16 protein-coding genes and 1 pseudogene are annotated in these 18970 nt (G+C 47.9%); 13 read left to right on the top strand and 4 right to left on the bottom strand.

Annotated features, from left to right (window positions below; genetic code table 11):
* Nucleotides 1-345: 345 nt before the first annotated feature.
* The 4 genes from GC093_RS07900 to GC093_RS36595 form a co-directional block, all read right to left on the bottom strand.
* Nucleotides 346-1671: a Gfo/Idh/MocA family protein gene (locus GC093_RS07900; protein ID WP_171651328.1), complete on the bottom strand. Its 1326-nt coding sequence runs from the start codon at nt 1669-1671 to the stop codon at nt 346-348.
* Complete coding sequence (locus tag GC093_RS07895) at nt 1668-2777, bottom strand: oligogalacturonate lyase family protein (protein WP_171651327.1); 1110 nt, start codon at nt 2775-2777, stop codon at nt 1668-1670. Before GC093_RS07895 ends, GC093_RS07900 begins: the two co-directional genes overlap by 4 nt.
* 4 nt (nt 2778-2781) lie before the next feature.
* A complete protein-coding gene (locus GC093_RS07890; protein WP_312886475.1) occupies nt 2782-3954 on the bottom strand; it encodes a sialidase family protein in 1173 nt (390 codons plus the stop codon).
* Between the two features lie 107 nt (nt 3955-4061).
* Nucleotides 4062-4766, bottom strand: a complete 705-nt coding sequence (locus GC093_RS36595) for a GntR family transcriptional regulator (RefSeq protein ID WP_171651326.1) — start codon at nt 4764-4766, stop codon at nt 4062-4064.
* A gap of 259 nt (nt 4767-5025) precedes the next feature.
* On the opposite strand from GC093_RS36595, the gene GC093_RS07880 reads away from it, so the two are divergent.
* The 13 genes and pseudogenes from GC093_RS07880 (at nt 5026) to GC093_RS07820 (ending at nt 18732) form a co-directional block, all read left to right on the top strand.
* Complete coding sequence (locus GC093_RS07880) at nt 5026-5340, top strand: dehydroquinate synthase/iron-containing alcohol dehydrogenase family protein (protein WP_446686370.1); 315 nt, start codon at nt 5026-5028, stop codon at nt 5338-5340.
* A 99-nt stretch (nt 5341-5439) separates the two neighbouring features.
* Nucleotides 5440-6315 (top strand): 4-hydroxy-tetrahydrodipicolinate synthase, encoded by an 876-nt coding sequence (dapA, locus tag GC093_RS07875; protein WP_171651324.1) that lies wholly within the window; start codon nt 5440-5442, stop codon nt 6313-6315.
* Nucleotides 6316-6336: 21 nt separating this feature from the next.
* Nucleotides 6337-7929 carry a type 2 periplasmic-binding domain-containing protein gene (locus GC093_RS07870; RefSeq protein WP_171651323.1) on the top strand — a complete coding sequence of 531 codons (1593 nt, stop codon included), beginning with the start codon at nt 6337-6339 and terminating at the stop codon, nt 7927-7929.
* 24 nt (nt 7930-7953) lie between these two features.
* Nucleotides 7954-8916 carry an ABC transporter permease gene (locus GC093_RS07865; RefSeq protein WP_171651322.1) on the top strand — a complete coding sequence of 321 codons (963 nt, stop codon included), beginning with the start codon at nt 7954-7956 and terminating at the stop codon, nt 8914-8916.
* Nucleotides 8917-8929: 13 nt separating this feature from the next.
* Nucleotides 8930-9805, top strand: a complete 876-nt coding sequence (locus GC093_RS35780; RefSeq protein WP_216624545.1) for a carbohydrate ABC transporter permease — start codon at nt 8930-8932, stop codon at nt 9803-9805.
* Nucleotides 9806-9811: 6 nt separating this feature from the next.
* A complete protein-coding gene (locus GC093_RS07855; RefSeq protein WP_171651321.1) occupies nt 9812-11614 on the top strand; it encodes a sialidase family protein in 1803 nt (600 codons plus the stop codon).
* Between the two features lie 4 nt (nt 11615-11618).
* Nucleotides 11619-12695, top strand: a complete 1077-nt coding sequence (locus tag GC093_RS07850; RefSeq protein ID WP_216624544.1) for a sialidase family protein — start codon at nt 11619-11621, stop codon at nt 12693-12695.
* A 53-nt stretch (nt 12696-12748) separates the two neighbouring features.
* Complete coding sequence (locus GC093_RS07845) at nt 12749-14845, top strand: MGH1-like glycoside hydrolase domain-containing protein (protein WP_312886474.1); 2097 nt, start codon at nt 12749-12751, stop codon at nt 14843-14845.
* Between the two features lie 397 nt (nt 14846-15242).
* Nucleotides 15243-15812, top strand: coding sequence for a GNAT family N-acetyltransferase (locus GC093_RS07840; RefSeq protein ID WP_171651319.1), 570 nt, complete (start codon nt 15243-15245; stop codon nt 15810-15812).
* A gap of 276 nt (nt 15813-16088) precedes the next feature.
* Nucleotides 16089-16388: a hypothetical protein gene (locus GC093_RS07835; protein ID WP_171651318.1), complete on the top strand. Its 300-nt coding sequence runs from the start codon at nt 16089-16091 to the stop codon at nt 16386-16388.
* A gap of 160 nt (nt 16389-16548) precedes the next feature.
* A complete protein-coding gene (locus GC093_RS07830; protein WP_171651317.1) occupies nt 16549-17025 on the top strand; it encodes a GNAT family N-acetyltransferase in 477 nt (158 codons plus the stop codon).
* Between the two features lie 199 nt (nt 17026-17224).
* Complete coding sequence (locus GC093_RS07825) at nt 17225-18061, top strand: class I SAM-dependent methyltransferase (protein ID WP_171651316.1); 837 nt, start codon at nt 17225-17227, stop codon at nt 18059-18061.
* Nucleotides 18062-18165: 104 nt separating this feature from the next.
* Nucleotides 18166-18732 (top strand): annotated as a pseudogene (locus tag GC093_RS07820) (histidine phosphatase family protein).
* Nucleotides 18733-18970: the final 238 nt, after the last annotated feature.

Genomic DNA, 18970 nt, shown 5'->3' with positions numbered 1-18970 from the left:
GAACGATAGTTCAATTATGGATAGATCGTCAACTGGAGTTTTATCGGCATAAGGGGGATGGAAGGCACGCAAAAATAAACACCCTAACATATCGTTAAGGTGTTTATAGAAACCATAACCATTTTATACAAACGGCACTTCAGGAAGGTCTTACTAGTTGAATTCTTCGGATCTCAACACAATCGGCACTACATTTGTACCGATTCATTCCAGTAAAAAGTTATATAATTACATTTAATGGAAAATAAGATGCCGAAGTTCCCCCACAACTTATTTACCACTGATTTATCACAAATAATGCTCTGTATCTTCGAAAGAAGAATAGCAGGTATCCGCTTATGCGGGTCATGGCTTAGGATACACGAAACTGAGCATACCCTCAACATCCAGCGGATCCACGCCCAGCTTCTGTTGAATTCTCTGCCGTGCCAGTCGGTCGGCTTCGAGCTCTCCCTCCAGTGGCAGCTTTACTCGCCGACCTTCCTGCAACGCCGACTCCTCGGCGCCGATCTCCATCATCAAAGACATTAACCCGTCTTGTTCGTCAAATTCACCGGCGGACATTCCGCGTACCGCCAATGCAAAATCGACGATATGCCCCATCACCGCGGATCCATAGGCAATGTTATGGTGGGAGAGCAGCTCTTTCGGATGCAGCTCGTTGACATACTCGATGGTATCGTGGGGCGTATGGGCGTAGGTGCGGGTCCACTGTCCGTCTCGCACCTCGTGGATGACTTCGGAGATATGGTCAGCCAATCCTCCGGGACGGAAGGGATCATGCCTCTTCAATGCCTCGTCGGAGCAATACCGAAGCTCAGTTGCGCTCCCCCCAGGGAGACGTTCCTTCTGCACAGCTGCCTCTTCCGATTTAGCATAATACACCGCTTCGCCCGTCGTGGACAAGGTGCCCTGGTGTACCAGTGTTCCACGCAACCCCTGCCATTCTGTATAACCGGGACGAGTCTGCCTCCCGAGCAATCCTTTAATATTCGCCGCCTGGTCTATAACCATCAGGTCATCTGGAAACATGAAGTACCGTGCCCGGAAGGTTTCCTGGGCATGGAATCGCTCGGGGGTGGAGTAAAATTCAGCGGTATCCATCGTATGTTTCACCGATTGAACCCACTGCGGATGGCTGCGGGCGAACACGATCCAGCGGGAGTTGTTGTGGAAACCGGTATGGTCGTTGTAGGAAAAAACTCGTCGAATCGGGCCAATATAATCGGCTTGCTTCACCTTCTGAGCGAAACGGTCGACAGCGTAACGAAAGAAATTTTCAGCCACCCGTACGATGACGTTATGTTTGTGGGCCTCGGCGATCATTTCCTTAGCTTGAACGATCATATTACACCAAGTGGTTTCGGACATGTTGTGAATGCCGTGACTGGACAAATACACGGAAATCGAATGGTGCGACTCGATAGGTGTGACGATCAACGCAGCTTCCATCGGCCGGTCCTTCACCAGCTGGCGGATGTTATAGTAGGCCGGAACCTGCAGTCGTGCTGCCAAGTCTTCGGCATTGGGCTTGAACGGATCGCAGACGGCGACCACCTCCACCCACGGCTTAAGCGCTTCGAACAACGGGGCATAGATCGTTCGGGATCTTTGACCGGTCCCGATTAAGGCGATTTTTACCGATTCCTTAGGAGTCATCAGAGAGCTCATAGCGAATGCGCACATCCTCTCAAATCGATTTCATAAACCTGGGCATAACCTGAGGCATCCGAAGTATATACGATAAAATGGCCATCCGCGCTAAAACTCGGATGAGGATGAGTATGCTGCGGGGCGTACACCGGGATCGGCCCGTTGTCATAAGGGAAGGGGCCACCCCAATGATCGCCTCGGTTTGTTGCATCCGGATAACACAGCAGGGAGGGCGCCCCAATCCGATCGAGGGGGTCAAACAGCTGTAACCCGATATCGTGGAAATTTGTATCCGCAACCATGAGGGTTCCTTCCCGGTTGCATACGGCATGCCACGCGTTAAAAGTGGTAACCTGCCGGACCTCTCTCGTATCCGCATGAACGCTGCGAATGCCTCTTTGCCAATCGACAAAAGCGAGCTCGTGGGTGCCTGGGATCCACGTTTCATGGGTGATCCATTCCTTGTTCGCTGCATCTCGCTCGTACAGTCTCCTGTTACCGGAGCCGTCACGATGAATGACCCACACCCTGTCGTGCAGTGGCCCGGCGTAGAAGAGCAGATTGGCATCGTCGGGGCAGAACTGCATGTGGGATATTTCGTCGCGACGCAGAATCGTGTCCATATATCCGGTGACTGTATCGATCACCGCCAAACAGGCAAGTCCGCCCTCGGTATAACGCACCGCCCACCAGCGGTTATCCCGACTTAGCGCGGTCGTGCCCATCCCTGCTGCGATCATTCCGCCTTCCCGCATTTGTACCTGCCCCAGATCCACAAGCATTTCTTCCTCCAAAGTGGCGGTATCGATTCTCCAACAACCCGTGCCGGCCGTGAAGTATACGTGACTGCCGTTAAAGGACGGATGAATCGACCATTCGGCCAGATCGTCTCGATCGGTGAGCTGGAGTAGTTTTCCCATGGAGCGCTGCTCAGCGAAAATTTGGGGCGATCCGGTCCGGTGCGAAATAAAGAAGAGTGCCTTCATATCTTCCCCATAGGCAGGAATCATAAAAAACGGATGGTGGTGGATAGAAGGGTGGTTCGTCACCTGGCGAATTCGGGCATGGGTCCGACGGTCATGAAAGTACATGCTCTCCGACGGATAACAGTTTCCTTTTCCCATACAACTACCCCTTAATCCAATCTTCCGTCACACGCGCATATTTAATACACTTCCGGCTTGCATGCGAATACGTCACGTGAAGCAGTCCATCTCGGCCTTGAATGACATAAGGATATTCGTACCGACGGTTGGAGCTTCGATTGTGCTCCCCGCAGAAATTTTCCCCCGTGGCGATATGACGCATATAAGGCCAGCTCACGCCATTGTCCTCGGAGAGGGCGATGGTCACCGGACAACGGTCATAAGGCCACACGGTGAGAGATGGATCATCGTTCGCTTGAACCGGGTTATGGATGAGGGCGATATTTCCGCTTTGCAGCCGGATAGCCCGAATAGACGAGTTATTGTTGGGCAGACCGGTGCGTTCGGGTGAGGTCCAGTTGCGTCCGTAATCGGCCGAACGGCTGACATAAATGAGGTCCGCCGAGCGGCTGCGGAAAAACGCGATCAACTTGCCGGGCTCAAGTTCGATCACGGAGGCATGCACCCGACCCCGGCTGTTCGGGACGGGGTATTCCTCCCACGATTGCCCTTGGTCGCGGGAGATTTGCATAACGCTAACGTCTCCTCCGTAATGGGTGCCGTCAGAAATCGTGCTGTACCACATGCTGAACAACCAATCGCCATTGCTTAAGACAACGATGGATTGACGGCAAAAAGCTCCGGGATTGGAAAATACCGTTTGAATAGGCCCCCAAGTCAAGCCGCGGTCCGCAGAGAGACGGCACCGGATTTCTGACGTTTCCTGCCTCCCGAAGGAACCTTCCGCTTTACCCTCGGCTAGCAAGCGCTTCCATTCCTGCAAGGAGCATCCGCGGGTTTCTTGAGCGGTATACAGAAGCCAGAGCATTCCGTCGGATGCTTGAAACAAGACGGGATTTTGCTCCGATCGGGTGTAATCCTCCGAGAGACGAACAGGCTCCGACCAGACGGACACACCTTTCGATAATCTGGAGACATAGATCTTGATGTCGCTTGTGCCCTCATCCGAGCCGGCAAACCATGCACAAAGTAGATCTCCGTTATCGAGCTCGACCAAACTGGAAGCATGGTTGGAACGGCAGCCGGTCGGGAGATAGGCCTCCACTTGCTCCAATTCATGATGGCGGTACAACCGGCCCGTTTCGATGAAATCGGCCAAATTCACAATATCACTGTGTGGTTGAAGGTCGCTCACTTCAAAATCACCTCTTTATTTTTTTTACATGCACAAATAACATAACGAAAAGACGCCACGGCGGCTTAGGTGTATCGTTAAGCAGTGTGCGTCTCTAGCTGTCGGAATCAGATGATCCCACCGTTAGTTTTAAGTTTGTTAAGAAGCCGTTCCTTGGAATCCTCCATGTGCAGTTGAATAACCTTTTTGATGTCGCCGATATCTCCGCCCTTTAGCGAGTTGATAATGGAATAGTGCTGGTCCTGGGCGGTTACGACCATCTCCTTGGAGATAAGAGATGACTTCATGGCGACAAAACGGTAATTCATCAGGTTCTGATAGATCTCAATGTTTTTTTGGTTCTTGCCCAATTTGATGAACTCCAAATGAAAAGCCAGGTTAAAATCAGCCTGCAAATAGGACTCGAATACGGAGGAATCGATCAAGCGGGAGGAGTGGACTAGAATATCGTCCATCTTAGTTAGGGTCTGAGTCAGTTCCTTGGTAGAAGGCGAAGAAGCAATTTTGTCGACCGTCCAAAATTCGAGCATCAGGCGGGTGTCCATAATGTCCAGAACATCACCGACTTCGATCGGTTTGACGAAAGTGCCGACTTTGGAAATGGTTTTGACCAGCCCCTCCATCTCCAAGCGATTAAGAGCATCACGGATAGGAGTGCGGCTAACGCCAAGTTTTTCCGCCAATTCCGGGATGGACAATTTCTCGTTAGGCTTAAAATCCCGGCGAATGAGCCGTTCCTTCAAGATAGCATAGGTTTTGTCCCATAAGCTGGAATTATCAAGTTTAGGTAAGTTTACTTTTATCGAAATCACCTCCTTGTGGGATGTTGTATACTAGTTTTTAGTGTATTCCAAGTAATTTGTATAGTCAATACGGTTAAAAAAGTAATAAAATTCGACTAAATAACCTAATTTTAGGCGATTGACAGGAAAATATTGTGAGTGTAATATTCAAACCATGTATACAACATACACACGTAAATTAGAAAATGAAGCACATACAGGGAGAATACTTTTTCTTGGATATTAAGTTCCAGTTTAAATGTAAGCGCAATCATTTCGACTAAAGGGCGTGTATAATCTGCTGCCTCATGTCACGGAATTCAATATGAATTCAATCGCGGAGAAGCTGGTTCACGTAGTGGAAGCCATTGGGCAGAAGACGCACAGAGCGTCCAAAGAGGTTAAAGCAGAACAAGTTGTTGCACAGATCCAGGAATTGACCTGGGAGAGCAAACTCCGCAAAATCTCAGCGAATATGGTGTATCGGTCGGTGACTGCCACAGATTGCCGAAGCGGCCGCCAAGGCCAACGTTTTTTAAACAACAACCCTAAGCGGGTATCTGTTCCGGATATCCATGCCATCTATAAGAAGTTGCTCCCATAAAGGGAATTTCATGCAGGAGGTGTTGCCGAGCAATGTTCTCTACAGCTTCCGTCTTCACATGCTTTTCCAAATCAGTTAACTAATAAGGGGTTAATGCTCATGTTTAAACCGGAAGGTATCATTCCCGCTATGATAACGCCCTTTACCGAAAACGATGAAATTAACGAGCAGGCGATCCGCCAGCTGGTAAACCGATTTATCGACGCAGGGGCTCACGGAATTTTCTGCTTAGGAACCAACGGTGAATTTTTCTCACTTTCTTATGATGAAAAGGTACGAATCGCAGAGATCGTAGCGGATGAAACCAAAGGTCGGGTTGCCGTGTATATGGGAACCGGCGGGATCAGCACCAAAGAGGTCGTTAAGTTGTCCAGAGAAATGGAACGGTTGAAAATCGACGCTTTATCCGTCATCACGCCTTATTTTCTGCCGTTCAGCCAAAAAGAGCTGCTCTACCATTATCATACGCTGTCGGCGTCGACATCGCTTCCAATCCTTCTCTATAACATTCCTTCCCGAACCGGCGTTTCGCTTGAGCCGAATACGGTAGGAGAGCTGTCGAAGCTGCCGAACATCGTCGGCATCAAAGACAGCAGCGGCAACTTCGATAACATCCTTCAATATCTAGATAGGGTGGATCCAGATTTCTCGGTATTGGCAGGTACGGATTCGCTCATCCTCTGGACCTTGCTGGCGGGGGGAAAAGGGGCAATTGCTGCGACGGCGAACCTTGCTCCCCAGTTGGTCGTTTCCATCTACGAATGCTGGAAAAATGGTCAGATTACGGATGCCCAGAAGTTCCAAAACCAACTGCGGCCGATTCGCGCTGCCATTCAGCAAGGGACGCTGCCATCCGCGCTCAAGGCGACCATGAACATGCTCGGACTGCCTGCGGGAAATGCGAGAGCCCCGGTATCACCGACAAGCGACAAAATTAATGAAGAGCTGCTCCGATTGATTAAATTTACAAGCTAAACTTTCGAGGAGGTTACGTCAATGTTTCGTTATCGTAGTCAAAGGCCTAAAGCATGGATCATAGGGATTGCTGTTCTATTACCTCTCACCTCCATGCTCGCCGCATGCAGCGGAAATAATGCCGCCGATACTCCTAAGGATGCGCCTAAAACCCAAGAGAAGAGCGAGACCAAGCAGAAGGTTTCTTTTTCTTATACGATGGAAAGCAAGTTTGTGAAGTGGGCACTCGATCTGAACTGGTATAAGGTTCTACTGGAGAAGGGAAATGCCGATGTGAATCTGATCGATGGTGGCGTCGGCGCACAATACTACAAAAATATTGACTTGAAGATCGCCTCTGGCGACTTCCCGGATACGGGGATCGTTAATATCGCCCAAGCGGAAGTATATGGCACCCAGGGCGCGTTCCTGGACCTGAAGCCACTGATCGATAAATACGCACCAAACATCAAGAAATATATTGACGCTAACCCCGATTACAAATCGATGATTACGGCGTCCGATGGCAAGATTTATGGTCTTACGCAGGAGTACCCGAAAATCTCCGGGGTAACGTTCTACCGGGAGGATATGTTCAAGAAAGCGGGCATCAGCAAAGAACCTCGCACCATCGAGGAGCTAACGGATGCATTCCGCAAGCTGAAAGCGGCGTACGCGGACAACAAGAACTTCTACCCGTTCAACGGAAGAGACGGCTTCCTCAAATTCCAGTCAGTGTTTGGAGCTCAGGACCGCATCGAGAACGGCAAAGTGCAAGGTATCTATTCCATCGGATCGGGCACGGATATTTATGCGCCGGGCTTCAAGAAATTACTGGAGTGGTATAAGCAGCTGTACGACGAGAAACTGATCGATCCAGAATGGGTCGCCGGAGCGGCGACGGAGGAATCGTGGCAAACGAAGATGCTCATCGGCAACGGCGCGGTATCGGATGACTTTTTTACACGGCCTTCCTTATTTATGGTGAACGGCGGGAAGAAAAACGATCCGAATTATTCGATGAAGGTTCTTCCTTATCCGATGGGGCTCGACGGCAAACAGGCAAAGAGATCCACGAACGCACGTTATCCGGATAACCGCTTCCTAGCAATCAATGTCAAAGCCGATAAGAAGGCTCCGGAAATCATCAAGTTTCTCGACTTCGTGTTCTCGCTTGATGGCCAAACCATCATGCAGTACGGCGTAGAAGGCGAAAGCTTCAAAACGGTTAGCGGAAAACGCGAGTTCCTGAAGACATATGCCGAGGAAGTCGTCAAGCCGCTCGGTACGCCGAACTGGCTGTTCCTCCAGGACCGTCTCACGTTTCCGGCACCGGTTAATAACGAGGCGTTCTATCAGTTCAATGACGACTTTACCAAGAGCTTCGCTTCGGATTATTTCGGTAAATACGCCGAGAATTATCCAGCCCTGAAATACAGTACAGATCAGCAGAAGGAACGTGCCGACCTAGCGGCCAAAGTTAACGAGGCGTTAAACGCCAACATTGTCAAATTCGCAAGCGGCAAACGTCCGATGTCCGAATTCGAAGCTTTTTTGACCGAAATGGAGAAGCTTGGCTACAAACGAGTCGTCGAAATCGATCAAGCCGCTTACAATACGTTGAACAAAAAGTAATCGTTAAGCGAAGGAGTAATCGGCATGAATTCCACACTTACTCAATCCAAGTCGGCGGCGGCCAAGCCAGTGAGGCGAACGCTGCTCCTCTATTTTTGGAATACCCGGTTGCTGTACCTTCTACTGCTTCCGGGACTTATCCATATGGTGCTTTTTAAATACTTGCCGTTATTCGGCATCGTGATCGCATTTCAGGACTACAGTCCATTCAAAGGCGTGTTCGACAGTCCGTGGGTCGGTTTCAAGCATTTCATCAACTTCTTCAAGGACCCATATTCGCTAGTGCTGATCAAAAACACGATCCTGCTCGCCTTTTATAATCTGCTGTTCGGCTTCCCGGTTCCGATCATTTTCGCTTTGTTCCTTAACGAGGTTCGGGTCAAATTGGTCAAACGGTTCGTACAGTCGTTTAGCTTCTTCCCTTACTTTATTTCTTCCGCCGTTACGGTTGGCATCGCGTACACCTTCTTGTCTCCGCAGAGCGGTCTGGTCAACATGTTACTGCAGCACCTCGGTTTAGAGCCGATCTTTTTCATGGCGGATGCCGGCTGGTTTCGTTCGATCTATGTGAGCCTTAGCGTGTGGCACTCCTTCGGCTACGGCGCAATCATTTATTTGGCGGCGATCACCGGGATAGATCCGCACCTCTACGAGGCGGCGGAGATGGACGGAGCGAACCGCTGGCAGAAAATGTGGTACGTTACGCTGCCGTCCATCTCTAACATCATTGTCGTGATGTTCATTATTAATATTGGACACATTCTTTCTGTGGATTTGGATAAAATTTTGCTCATGTACAATCCGAGCGTATACGAGACGGCGGACGTCATCCAAAGTTACGTATACCGGGTCGGCTTCGCTTCCAAGGGCTTTACCGATTACAGCAAGGGGGCGGCCATTGGTATTTTCCAGTCCATTGTCGCTTTACTCATGGTGTACGGGGCAAATCAGGCGGCCAAAAAATATTCAGATACCCGACTTTTCTAGGAGGTGGCAGGCAGTGAATACGAAAACGCAACCGTTCGATTACATCAATCATGTGATGCTTCTTCTCTTGTCTGTCATCTGCATTTATCCTTTCATTAATATCGCCGCCGTTTCTGTGAGCGACGGCGTGCAAGTGATGTCAGGCAAAGTGTATTTGTGGCCGGAAGGCTTCAACTTAGAAACCTACAAATACATCTTGAACAATCCGCGGCTTGGCATCACACAAGGGTTCTACAATTCGGTGTTCTATGCTGTCGTCGGTACTGCGTTTGCGGTGATGATGACGTTTATCACGGCCTATGCGCTGTCCAAAAAAAGATTGAAGGGTCGCTACGCTATTATGATGCTGTTCCTAATAGCCTGGATCTTCGACGCCGGGTTAATCCCCAACTACCTGATCAACCAGAAGCTGGGCTTGGTAGATTCTAGGTGGATCATGATTCTGCCGGGTGCAATCAGCACCTTCCTGTTGATCGTAACCCGCTCTTTCTTGGATACGTTACCATATGAGTTGGAGGAATCGGCTTTTATCGATGGAGCCAACGATATTCAAATCATGTGCAAGGTATATTTTCCGCTGTCCACTCCCGTTTTGGCTACGATAGGCGTGTTTTATTCGGTAAACATCTGGAATTCTTTCCTGACGCCGATGATCTACCTCCGGGATAAAGCGATGCACCCGATTCAGCTGATACTGTACAATCTGGTCATCCGACCAGATCCGGGTAGCACGACGCTGGAGAACGTGGTAAGCGACGGATATACCTTGCTGCCCAAAAATATCGAGGCCGCCGTCATCGTGCTCGCAATCTTTCCGATTTTGCTCGTTTATCCGTTCGCACAAAGATATTTTACACAGGGCATGCTTATGGGCTCGCTGAAAGGGTGATGTAAATTGGATCAATTAAGTGGACCGGTTCGGTATACCGGCGGAGAAATTGCAAATCTGGATTATCATCACGGACAGCTCCGGCCGGCTGTCGGGGTGCAGCATTATCAGGTGCTGCGGGCCAATCGCTCTCATCCCGAATGGGCGGATGGCTTCGGCTGGACGTATAATCACGCTCCAATGCTGGCTTATTGGAACGAAACCTTCTATTTAGAATATTTAAGCGACCCAGTGAGCGAGCATGTTCCACCGGGCCAAACGCTGCTCGTCACCTCCAGGGACGGGATTCACTGGGGCAAGCCGCTGGTTGTGTTTCCGCAATACCGCTTGGCCGAAGATGTGCGGAGGCCGGACGGAGTTGTCCTGCAAGCGGGTACAGCAGCAGTCATGCATCAGCGGATGGGCTTTTACGTGAGCCCCGGCGGCAAGCTGCTGGCGCTCGGGTTTTATGGCTTCTGCCCGACTCCGAAGGATAAGCCGAACGACGGATTAGGGATCGGCAGGGTGGTACGCGAAATTGGGATAGACGGTGCCTTCGGCCCGATTTATTTTATCCGATACAACGGTCACGCCGGATGGGATGAAGAGAATACGCAATTTCCTTTCTATAGAGAAAGTCCGGATGCGGCGTTTCTGGATGCGTGCGAGGCGCTGCTGACCGACAAGCTGGCGACACTGCAGTGGTGGGAGGAGGACCGAAGCTCGGACGGATTTTATGCAGTGGAAGAGCAGCGCGCCTTGTCCTATTACCGTTTGCCGGATGGCCGGATCGTCGGGTTGTGGAAATCGTCCAATGCGGCGATAAGCTCAGATGAAGGGAGGACGTGGTCTCTCGTTGAGGACGTCCCATCCCTGATCATGGCGGGTGCGAAAATATGGGGTCAGCAAACGTCCGACGGCAACTATGCCCTCGTCTATAATCCTTCCCCGACCGGAACGCACCGCTGGCCTCTCGCCATCGTCACCGGGGAGAATGGAACCGATTTCGACCGGATGCTGCTGGCAGGCGGAGAGGTGCCACCTCGAAGATACGGAGGGCAGCATAAAGATTACGGCTTGAATTATGTGCGTGGTATCGAGGCCGCCAACGGCATGCCACCGCGAGGCAGCCTCTGGATCACCTACAGCATGAATAAAGAGGATATTTGGGTCTGCGAGATTCCGGTTCCCGTCCAGGATCGGATTCATTCGCATGTCCGCGATGAGTTTACCGATCTGGTGAGCGGAGGTCCTGTTCCGGGGTGGAATATATACAGTCCGTTATGGGCGCCTGTCACCGTGGAGGATTTTCCTTCCATGGCGGATAAAAGCCTGCGACTCGCCGACCGGGACCCTTATGATTACGCCAAAGCGGAGCGGGTATTTCCGGAGAGCCGGAGGGTGGAGATCCGCTGCAAAATTTCGGCAGGGCAATCCGATCACGGTCAGCTGTTTATCGAATGCTGCGACGGCAAAAGCACGGCGCCGCTTCGTGTCGTATTCGACAGCAACGGATATATTCGGGTTTTGAATCAAGGGTACTATGTGGAAGTTCATCCCTATGAGGCCGGAGTTTGGTACGATGTGGCGATCTCGGTAGATGCGGTGCTGCAAAATTATGAGCTTGCCATAGGAGGGATCAAGAAGAAATTCCGGTTCTTTGCCCCGGTGCTTTCCGTTGAAAGAATTACGTTCCGTACGGGTCCCGTCCGACGAGATCCTCATTTGGAGACAAGGGTGCAAGGCGGGGATGTGGGCGACGGTGACGAGCCTGTACCGGAGGCGATTTATTACATCAATCTAATGGAGACGAATGGAGAGGAGCTGTAATTTTATGAAATATGAGAAACCTTACAAGCCGGTGGAGATGGAACACGTGACCATTTACCGCAACGAAGTTGAATTTTGCTCGTGGCCTTTCAACGCTGGCATGTGGAAAATAAACAAAAACAATATTTTAGTCGCCTTTATGAATATCACATGCGATTATTCCATCCCTGGGAACCGGAACCATAACCGGGTAGAGACGTTCGGCCGAATTGCTGCCGCAAGGAGTCTCGATGGGGGACGCACCTGGGGGCAACCGTCGACTATAGCCAACAACATAGAGCTGTCGGATCAATTGAAATTCGGCAAATCAGAGGGTTATAGCCGCCCTGTGGATTCATCCGATCCAAATACGCTGCTCAGTTGCTGGTCGACGCCCAATTCGGCGGACGATCAGGCTAAGGCCTGGTTCAAGTGGTCGGAGGACGGAGGAGAAAGCTGGGGACCAGCCGTACTGCTGCCGCAATGCGGCATCCCGCGGTTCCAAGGGCGCCCGTCCTATCTAGTTCGCCCGGACGGCGTCATTTTGCTATTCCTAACCGCCAGGCCGAAGAACAACAATTACGACCGCCCGGTCGTTTATGCTTCTTATGATGGGGGCCGCCATTGGTCTTTGATGTCCATGATGCCGGCGAGTCAGGAGTACCGGATGATCTGTCCCTCCCCGGTTCTGCTGCCGGACGGCACCATTCTGGTCGCGGTACGCTGCAAGCCGTCCCTGGATGGTGCGTGGGATGAGCTCTACTCCTCGGAAGACGGAGGAAGGACGTGGACTTTCGTCTCGAGAATCAACGATCACGGAGATACGATCCATCTCACCTTGCTCGAGGACGGCAGACTGTTCTGCGTCTACGGCTTCCGGCGCCCGCCGTACGGGGTACGCGCACGGATTAGTGAAGACCTTGGCCTCACGTGGGGCGCTGAGATGATCCTCCGGGACGACGGCGGACATTACGATCTAGGTTATCCGCGGGCGGTGGAAGTGGAGCGCGGGCGTGTAATGGCTGCTTATTATTTTAACGAAGATAATGGTACCGGAACGGGAGGTCCCCGGCATATTGCTGGAACCTTACTACAACTATAGTAGCGAGCTGAGGAGTGATAGGCGCAATGGCGACCAAGGTCAAAATCGACGATGTGCTGGCGTCAGGCAAACGAAGCTTGCGGACGCTGCCTAAAGCTTGCTTGCTCGGCCCAACGGGAGCCCGCTTGTGGGCGGATTATGTGGAACCAGTTCCGGGTTTTGCGGGGGCTATTGATTTCATCCATAAGCTGAACATCCCGCTGCTGTACACGGTAAAGCCTGAGGGCTGCCGTTCTTTCGAGCCGGCTAACGTAAGCTGGTTTCCGAGTCACTTGAAGACGGAATTCGAAGGGCCTGGATTTCGCTACACGGAGAAAAAGTTTATCAGCTGGGACGACTGTGCGGTCTCCTGCCAAGTCTGGGAAAACACCGGCGAGCGGGACCTCGTGCTCAAGCTCGATACAGATTCAGCTAAACTGCAGGTCAGGGAAGGTGGCGGTTTCTCGGGCGTGTTCGACGTGCCGCAGTATGAGTTCCGCATTCGCACAGAAATAGAGTCAAATCAGCCGGAGTTGGTTAGTGGACTGGTGCTTTCACCTAATGGCAGGGTGGAATTGATTGTGGCTGCCGCACTCGGCATCGAAGGAGCGGATGGGGAGGATGAGTTGCGCCGACGAGCCGAACGGTTCACGGCTAACGAATCTGGAATGGATGAGATTATCACGAAGCAGCAGTCCGACTATCAAAGCTGGTTCGACCGGACGCCCCGGTTTGAATCCAGCGACCCACTGCTCGACAAAACCTGGCAGTACCGCTGGTTTGTGCTGCGGCATAACCTGGCCGACCCGCGGTGGGGTCGTCTGCAGCATCCGTTATTTTATGAAGGACGCTCGCATAAAATGTCCAAGACTCCTTTTGAGCCTAAGGGGTGGGAATTTAGTAAAATGATCCCACTGACCGTTCCGATGCACCTGCTGGAGGCGAGATGGTACCCAGACAACGCACTCGGCAAAGGCGTTATGAGCAACATGAAGGCAAGTCAGGATGATGAAGGATTCTACCGCTGCTTATTCGTCAACCAAACGCTGCATTCGTACGCCAATTTCATGGGCTGGGCCGCGTATCAGTATTATTTGGTTCATCGCGATATTGCGTTCATCCGGGAAATCCTGCCTTCCTTGAAGGCACAAGTTAACGGGGAAGGGCAGAAGCTCGGCAACCGCAGCGACAAGCTGTTAACGGAATATACGCATAACCGGACTGGGAAGGAATATCAGCCGAGCTACTGGTATTTTCATCAGTTCCCGAAGGACATCAAGGATCCGAATACATTTACGCCTTTAAAAAGAGTCGACCGCTCGGTGTACCACTATTTGAACAGTACGGGAGTGACCCGTCTGTGCGAAGCGCTGGGAGATGCTGAAGCACCGCAGTACCGGGAGCTGGCAGGAGAGATACGGTGCGATATTTTAAACAAAATGTGGGATGCGGACTCTACGTTTTTCTACGATTTACACTATGAGAACGATGATAAGGCCTTCGTCAAAAATGTGGTCGGGTTTTACCCATATTGGGCTCAAATCACGGAAAGCGAACACGACGAAGGCCTGCTTCATGCGTTCGTCGACAGTGAGTTCAATACGCCGTGTGCGTTTCCTTCCGTGTCCGCGGATTGCCCGGTGTATCAGCCAGAAGGCGGTTGGCAGGGGCATTTCTTCAAGGGCCGTAACGGCTGTGTCTGGGATGGACCGACTTGGCCATATACAAACAGCATTGTACTCGACGCGCTTGCGGCGGAAAGTAAACGTAGGCAGCACACCTTAGATGAGAGGTTCGGCTACTATTTGCGGGAATATGCGATGCTGCATTTTTCGAACCGAGATCTGAAACGACCGTATTTGGTCGAGCATTACAGCAGCCAGACGGGTGAAGCGCTGAGCGATGAAGTCGATTATAACCACTCCTATTATATCGATTTGCTGATCCGGCATGTGGCCGGACTCACCATCGAGGAGAAACGGATCGTACTCGATCCCGTGAATATTAGTTTGGACTATTTTTACCTGAGCGGCATTCATGCCGCCGGTCACCAGATCGATGTGAGCTACAGCAAGCAGGGGGGCTCTCTACCTCAAGGGTATACTTTGACCGTTGATGGGCAAATCGTATGCAGCAGCGAGAGGCTGGCCCGTATGGAGTATAACTTGTAAATGAAGTGTAACAATATATTTAAAGCAGTTGAACTTATAAAAATTTTGATTCATTGGCATTAATATTGTCGGGTGACAAGAACATTATCTCATTAAAGGTCGCGTAAATCGCGGCTTTTTTGTTTTATGGGATAAAGTTATTGTCAAAACCAAATGACAAGAACTTTATCCCATTCCCGACAGACGTTTTGAAGCGGATTGGTGGATAAACGAAATTTGGCTGTACTGATTAAGTTAACTGGCAGCCGTGCTTCGGTTATGGAAAGATTTTTATGGTAATGTTGGTCAGTGCATCGAAAAAACTCTCGTCTGGTTTGTTGATTCTCGGTGTATAGAGAGTTCATGGATAAGGGGGGAATTACTATGTTTGAAATGGAGACCAATAAGGGGTGAAGTCATGATTCAGTTACAAACAGAACGAACTATTATTCGAGATCACAACCTCGATGATTTGCCGACACATCACTCGCTATTTTCAGACAAAAAGGTCATGTATTATCTCCAAGATATTGCAACACATTCTCTTGATGAATCTAAAAACAATTTGTTAAGTGCGATTACTGAAATCCAAAAATTAGACAGGAAATATTATTTTTTTCGTATCGAAGTTAAACGCACCGGAGAACACATCGGTGAGATAGGCTATACGGTAACTACTGTTACTCCACTAGGAAATATTGTGGAGGTCGGTTTCTTTATCAGAGATGATTATTGGGGCAAAGGGTACACTGCTGAAGCCCTTAAAGAAGTAATGCGCTTTGCTTTTGAAGAAAATAATGTATTCAGAATTTCATGCGGTTGTATCAAAGAAAATGTTGGCTCAGAAAAAGTTATGATAAAATGCGGCATGATTAAAGAGGCTGATTTCAAATCTGTTGTTTGGCATAATGGTGAAATTAAAGACAGGGTTGAATATAGATTGCTCAAAGATGAATGGAAAACTGTTACGCAGGGTATGCATTTATAATTTCAATATTTTTATAAATACAAGCTGAAATAAATTGAAAATAGCATGTGTTCGTAGGGCTGTCATAACCCGAGACAGCCCTTACTGTTAGAGAAGTGCAGGGCTGTTCTCTTTGTTCAACTAACGAGGAACGTTTGTTCAATAAGAAACCAAGACGAGGCTGCCGGCATTAATCGGCAGCCTCGTTGAAGTAACGGGCAGGATAGTTTAATCGAATAGCGAATTTTCTTAGTGAACCAATTGTTTACAAATTTCATAAATTTAGGAGGGAAGTAAATGAATAAAGAAAAAGTTGAGTCGAAGATGAACCCAGTAGTCAGATTTTTTATTGGATTTTTCATTATGACTCTTCCGTATAGTTCATTACTTCTTCTATTTGATTTTGAAAGTGGATATGAAGAAGTTATTGGTGCCTTTATTTTAGCAATTGCTTTTTCCATAATTGGAATAATAGTAGCTGTTTTGATTAGATATATTTTTAAAACTAGATATATTTCTTTGGGTTTACTTCTAGGTGGTTTTACAACAATCTTGATTATAAAAATATTAGACGAACTAGTCTTTGGCTACTTTTAGAATACGTACTTCATTGTACTAACGGATACTATAGTTGAGGATCTGCAGCTGAGCAGTTCCTCTTTTCTTTATTGAAGTAACGGGCAGATTTGCTTAATAAAACTACTTTGGCTAAAAATAAATCATGGTATAATATGTTAAAATATTGGAGGTCAGAAATATGAATATATCCATCCGAAACGCTCATCAAGATGACTACGAGTTTTTGTTACCTTTGTTTAGGCAGGTTCATGATCTCCACGTTTTTGAAAGACCCGATTTGTATAAAGAAAACCCAACTCCAGTCGGGAAGGAATTCTTCTTAAGCCAGCTAATTGATCCCAAACAGCATATTTTTGTTGCTACCATAGGCTTAGAGATAATCGGAGTAGTTGTGACGAAGGAAGAAGACATAACTGAAAATTCATTTGTTAATGCGAGAAAGATATTATATGTAAATAGTTTGTGTGTTTCCGAAACGTACAGAAATAAGGGCGTTGGAAAGAGACTTATGCAATATGTTATTGATTTCGGAGGAAGTCTGAAAGTTGATAGTATTGAATTAGGGGTATCGGAGAACAATGCTTCTGCATTTTTATTTTATGAATCATTCGGAATGACAACGAAGAGTAGAAAAATGGAGTTTAGGTTGAACTAACGGGTACGATAGCACAACGACACTAGGCTCCCGTCATAAACGGCAGCCTGTTCAAGTAACGGGCAGTTTTGATCAATAAAAATATGAAAATATCAAACAATTAATTTATTGTTTTCCACTATATTACATGTTTTATAATTAGTAGAGCGCGGACTTTGAAACATATGCAAATGGCTTACTAATAATTCGGAGGTGACATATGAAAGTGCATAATTCTACATACAACATTAGAAATGCTACTCTCGGTTTTCAAGCCGAAGTTGAGCGATTAAAAGCCCAAGCTACGATGGGGTGGGATAAAGAGTTTCGTAACTTAGGATGGTATGGATTGCAGGACGGCATGAGCATATTAGAAGTCGGCAGTGGTCCAGGTTTCTTTACCGAACAGCTCATCAAAAGCTCTCAGGATATTGAAATAACTGCTTTAGAGATTAATTCAACATTGATAGACGAAGCTAAAAGCAGGTTAGTCAATATCCCACCATCAAAACTGAAGTTTGTAAACTCATCTGTGTATGATACTGGACTACCTGATAATTCGTATGATTTTGCTATTGCAAGGTTACTTTTTCTTCATTTACATAATCCGCTTGAAGCCGCTAGTGAAATTTTTCGTGTATTAAAGCCAGGCGGAAAACTAGTGATCATCGATATTGATGACGGTATTTTTGGAGTAGTTAACCCGAATCTAAGTTTATTACCTTCTGTATTACAGAAACTCGCCGATTATCAAGCGTCAAAAGGAGGAAACCGATATATCGGAAGAAGTTTACCACGACTTTTAACCAAGGCAGGTTATATTGAATTAGATTTTGATATTGTTGTTAAGCATAGTGATCTTCATGGAATTGATAGCTTCGAAAGGCAGTTTGATATTAACCGATTTACCATATTCTACAATAAAGGGATTATCAATGATGAAGAGTATAATCAGATTAAACAATTATCCGAGAATATTAGAAATTCCCCTGAAGCCTTTGTGATGATGAACTTTGTAATGGCTTGTGGTAAAAAGCCGCCGTTCACTGTTGAATAAACAAGAATTATTTTCTGAGTTGGATAATTTTATAAACTTTATGAATATAACGTTATGTGAAGTCACAGTGTGATATTTAATGAAAGCATCTAAAGGAGGCCTGTATGAAGACAATTATCTATATGGTTAGGCATGGAGAATCACCATACAATGAAGGAAATGAAAGAACAAGAGGGCTTACCCCAAAAGGGAAGATCGATATTGAAAAAGTAACGAAGTTACTTATAGGTGAAGGAATAGACATGATTATATCAAGTCCTTATACTCGAGCAATTCTTAGTGTTGAGTGATTGGCCGAGCATTTAAAGTTAGATATTAAAGCATTTGAAGATCTTAGAGAACGTCATTTTGCATCTTATATTATTGAAAATGCAGAGTTAATGTCTAGTATCAGAGAGAGTTTTAATGACCCTAATTATACCTTGCCGGGTGGAGAGTCTAATGCTGCTTGTCAGAAAAGAGCAATCTCAGTTCTAAAACCCATATTAAAAGAGCACAGAGGGAAGAAAATAGTAGTCGGGACTCATGGTCTTGTAATGACTTTAATGATGAATCATTTTGATCCAGCTTTTGACTTGGAGTTTTTGAATCAATTAAAGAAACCAGATATCTATAAAATGCAATTCGAGGACTTAGAATTAGAAGAAGTAACAAGAATATGGAATGCTTAGATTTTATAAGGTTTATCGAAGAGGATTGTGACATCACATAGTATTCAAGCTGCGGGGGACAAGTCCCCTTGGTCTGCCGAGGGTTCTCGGAATTAAGCTAACGGGTACTAGATAGTTTCATGACAACAGGCTGCCAACATTGTTTGGCGGCTTATTGAAGTAAAGGGCAGATTAATTGAGTAACTTTTCCATATGTATAATCCATTTGATGGTACTATATAAGTAGATTGGAAACTAT

This window comes from Paenibacillus foliorum, assembly GCF_013141765.1.
In the GTDB taxonomy this organism is placed as follows: Bacteria; Bacillota; Bacilli; order Paenibacillales; family NBRC-103111; genus Paenibacillus_S; species Paenibacillus_S foliorum.
This window is presented reverse-complemented; position numbering and strand designations above follow the sequence as displayed.